Below are 4,239 nucleotides of genomic sequence, written 5' to 3' on the forward strand. Positions count from 1 at the left end.
CGCTATCAGACTTGCTCGAAAGCGGATTCGACCCGCACACATCATCGCATGGTCTTGCTGGCGCAGAGCTCACCAGGCTGCCGCTCAACGCGCCCACTTCAAATCAAAAAAACAACTGTAATGCTAGGGTGGATAGGCGATCTGGAGCTATCCATGCCCGACCGCCGCTGTGAGCCCGAGAGCCCAGGCGCGATCATTCACATCGACATAAAAGATCGGGCGTGTTGAGTGCGCCGGCCGTGCATCATCGGCGACCGCACCGGCCAAAGAGCAACGGTGTCGGCTAGGAGCCTGTCTGAGTAACCGGATTTTCTGGACGAGGAACGAGTGTGGTGAGTCAAACGGCGGATGAGCAAGACATTTTACCGCCGTCGATCCGAGATTTGGTGCCTTCAGGGCACGTGTCCCACTTTGTTCGCGACAGGTTCGCGCCGGGTTGGACCTGTGGCGGATCATGGATGTCACGATGAGGAGCGCGGCCTTCCGCCCTATCATCGTAGCCTGATGGTGGCGCTGCTGGGCGAACTCGCCGGCATACCCTGCCGCGGCTGCTTCCGGCAGCGCGCGCGCTTGGGTTCGGCGGATGAAGCGCTTGCAAAGGATCTGCGGCGGCGCATCAGCCGCAACGCACGCATCCGTTCAGGCGATCGCGGCGGGGGTGCTGACGCTTGTCATCGACCAATTCCATCCCGATCATCTCTCGAGTCAAACAGATCGGCCGCTCACCACGGCCGCATGCCGCAACCCGTCAACGCCCCGTCAACGCGCGCCCAGGAACGATCGCGTTTGGTTTGCTCGCGTTCAGGCGAGAAGTGGCGACCTGGACCGTTGGTTGACTGGCTCTCGCCGCATCCGGCCGCAGCGAACTCAAGATTCGATAAAACTTGGGGGCAAGCTCAGCCCGATCACAATCCCGCTTTGTCTCCGGTTCACACGGACCTGATGCTCCGAAAGCAGCAAATAGCCGAGCACGGAGTCGCTGCCGCCATTTCAGATCGGGCGTCGCTCCCGCTTTATGTGCTCGGCGCGAGCACGATCAAGCGACACAGACCTCATACGCCGCTGCGGCGATTATCATGAGTGCAACACCATCTACTTCGTGGCCGTAGGCGAAAGCGCTGACACAAGAACGTCCCTGATCGCTCCAGACGACTGTTTGATCTAGTAGCTGCACAAGCGAGGCGAGCAATGCTTTACTTCAGTGGAACTAGTGGAGCGATCGAACTGCCTGCAACATTTTTACGTATTCGGCTCAGCCCTTGACCGCACTGTGTCACCAAATCACAATGGAGAATGACATGCAATGGCGGACAGTTCACTCCGATCGTAGCCGTCCTGTCACAGACCTTCGGAACAACGCCTACGTAATCGGACAGAGCGACCCGTCCTTCGATGCGTCATACCTAGCTGATTTCATGACGGCCACCGAGGATTGCAGCACCGCAAGAACCATTGCTTCGGTGAACGGTCCGCCTAAAGGTTGTCCGCAGGTGCTGGATTTTGTAGGATGCTCCTACTTGGGGTTGGACAATCATCCGGTAGTTATCGCTGAAGCGATCGAAGCGCAGCAATCGCTGCATTTGTCGTCTGCTCGAGCGCGCCTCACTCTCGATCTTCTGCGAGCACTTGAAGAAGATCTCTCCGAACTGTTCTGCGCGCGCGTACTCGTTTTCTCGAGTGGCATGCTCGCCAATCTTGGCGCGATGCCTATTCTTGCTTCGGGTCGGTTAACGGGTGGAACAAGGCCCGTGCTTGTATTTGATAGCTCTGCACATATTTCGCTCAGCTATCACAAGCCCGTGGTCGCTGATGTAACGAGGGTAGAGACGGTCCCACACAACGATATACGCACGCTTGAACGGTTGTGCCGCGAGAATGCCGTGGTCGCCTACGTGTGCGATGACCTCTGCTCGATGGCGGGCTCTTCGCCGCTTGAGGGACTACGTCAGCTCCAGGAACGTTACGGGCTCTTTCTCTATATCGACGATGCTCACAGCATATCAATCGTCGGACATCAAGGTGAAGGATTTACTCGCTCTCGGTTTTCACAAGTCCTCGGTGAAAGGACGATCATAGCAGGCTCACTGGCCAAAGGCTTCGGCGCGTCGGGCGGGCTGTTGATGCTCGGAACAACCCGGCAAGAGGCGCTGTTTCGGCAGCACTGCATTCCGTATGCACTTTCGGCGCCCCTTAATCTGGCCGCAGTTGGCGCAGCGCTCGGCTCCTGCAAAATTCACCGCTCGGCAGAGCTTGGCGAACGACAGAGGCGGATAGCGGAAAGAACCAAGGTATTTGACCATCGTATCGCGACCGCCGAGCACGGCAGCTTACTTCCGATCAGAATGATCTCCGCCGGATCGGAGACTAATGCGATTGGAATTGCAAGAACTCTTCTCAATCATGGGTTTCATACCCAGGCCATATTCCTTCCAAAGACCGCACCAGGAACAGCGAGCATCCGCGTTCGTATTACAGCAGAGCACGAGCTTGGGAATATAGAGCAACTATGCGACTGTATCTTGGATACAGTCGCCGCGGCGACCGGAAAACCTTACCCCTTGAGGTGACATGACGTTCAGCGCGGGGCACTCGATCTGGTGCTGAACCGCTCCCGGTTTGATGCGGAACTTGAAGGATGTAAGCGCGCCAAACGTCGAGCGGAACCATCTACGTCCGAGGTGGCCTCACCTCCATCGACAGGCGATCGAGCGGGCTCTACGTCGCCCGGATCGCACCGATGGCGACCTGCGCGTATCGAGCTGTCGGCGGCACATTATTGCGCCTTAGCAAGATCTGGCTGATCGGGGCGGTTCCGTTCTCGTGAAGATGCGTCGCGAAGCTGTGGCGCAGCGTGTGGATCGTGACGCGCTTGGTCAGGTCCGCAGCCTTCACGGCAGCCGCCAGGCGGCGTGCAACACGGTCTGATGGATCGGTTGATTGTCGTCTCGTCCAGGAACCAGATAAGGTCCGCGACTGGGCGAGACGCCAGTACGTGCTTAGGATGCACAGCCGCCGGGGCGACAGCATCACCTTGCGATCATTCGCGCATTTGACGCACCTGGATAACGCCGCAGGCGTTTCGATGTGTTCGATGCGCCAGTCCGCGAGCTCGGAGGCCATGACTCCGGTCGCATAGACCATGGCGAGCGCGGTCCGGCTCTTCAGGCTGGACACCACCTCGACGAACTGAACACTTCGTCGTTGCTGAGAACGACCGGCAACTTGCGCGGTTCTTGCGCACAGGGAACGCGCTCCGCAATCAGAGCTTCTTCGCCGGCCGTGACGCCGTTGAAAAGGCTAGGCGCACAGACGATCTGGTTCAGCGCCGGCAATGAGAGACCGGTCGACACCAGGTAAGTCTGGAAGGCGCGGACGTCCGCCAGCTCTAATCGGTAGGCGATCGGCCAAATAGCGGCTGAACTGGGCTCAAGCGGCCATCTCGATACTCGTGTCTGACAGGATTAACACACACCTCCTCTCAGCAAGGGGGCGATCTACGCCACGTCGTCCCACCGCGGCAGCGGCTTCCTTCAATCCACAACATTCATTCAGATGGACTAAAGCTCTAAGTCCATGTGGCTGCAGGCATCGAACTATTCTCACTCCGGGGGGGGTGGCCGATGATTGTGCCGAATGGCACAGCTCGTGATAGCCGCTTTTGATTACCATCTCGTGGTAAGGTCACGCCGGAGCCTCGTTTGTGCACCGCTCGACTGGGCAGTCACTACAGGACGAGCAGGCCCGGCGCCTTGTGGTCGATGCCAACGTCTCGTCAATGAAGAGGAGCCGATCCCGACCGAGCGAGACCCCGCGGCGCTTCGAAACGTCCGGGCGATCCTGCTCTGTAGCACAGGGCGTCTTTTTTACGCGCGATGTTCTGACGCCCAATAAGCGGCGGATCGCGCCATAGAAGGAACAGGCTTGTTTGCTTCAGCTCTGACCAGGTTATCACGGTGAGATCGGGCGAGGCGTCGAGCACGGCCATGCGCAAAACCAATATTTGCGTCGTGTTCCGGACGGGAGTCGTGCGAGCTCGAGCAAGCGCTCGCAAGTTGCGCTCCCCAAATTCGCAGCGTCCGCGACGAGCTTGGCGTGAACCAGCATCTGCTCGCCCGCGGCAACCGGTCTCTCGTCAGCCTCCCACTTCAGCACTTGGAACAGATTGGAAGCACTTGTCTACACGAGAGGTCACCGTGAGTTTGTGAACGCGAACTCGGCGTACTGTAGCGCGACAATCTG

General features: G+C 58.6%; 2 protein-coding genes. One reads left to right on the forward strand and one right to left on the reverse strand.

Translation table 11 applies throughout. The features are described 5' to 3' along the window. The first annotated feature begins 1,298 nt into the window (after positions 1-1,298). On the forward strand, positions 1,299-2,567 hold the full coding sequence (locus FXB38_RS42415) for an aminotransferase class I/II-fold pyridoxal phosphate-dependent enzyme (protein WP_148756757.1): 1,269 nt from the start codon (positions 1,299-1,301) through the stop codon (positions 2,565-2,567). Positions 2,568-2,715: 148 nt separating this feature from the next. Here the strand turns inward: FXB38_RS42415 and FXB38_RS42420 are convergent, their stop codons facing one another. Beyond that, positions 2,716-3,174, reverse strand: coding sequence for a tyrosine-type recombinase/integrase (locus tag FXB38_RS42420; RefSeq protein ID WP_187435537.1), 459 nt, complete (start codon positions 3,172-3,174; stop codon positions 2,716-2,718). Between the last annotated feature and the right edge of the window lie 1,065 nt (positions 3,175-4,239).

This window comes from Bradyrhizobium cytisi (assembly GCF_008123515.1).
GTDB classification, from domain to species: domain Bacteria; phylum Pseudomonadota; class Alphaproteobacteria; order Rhizobiales; family Xanthobacteraceae; genus Bradyrhizobium; species Bradyrhizobium cytisi.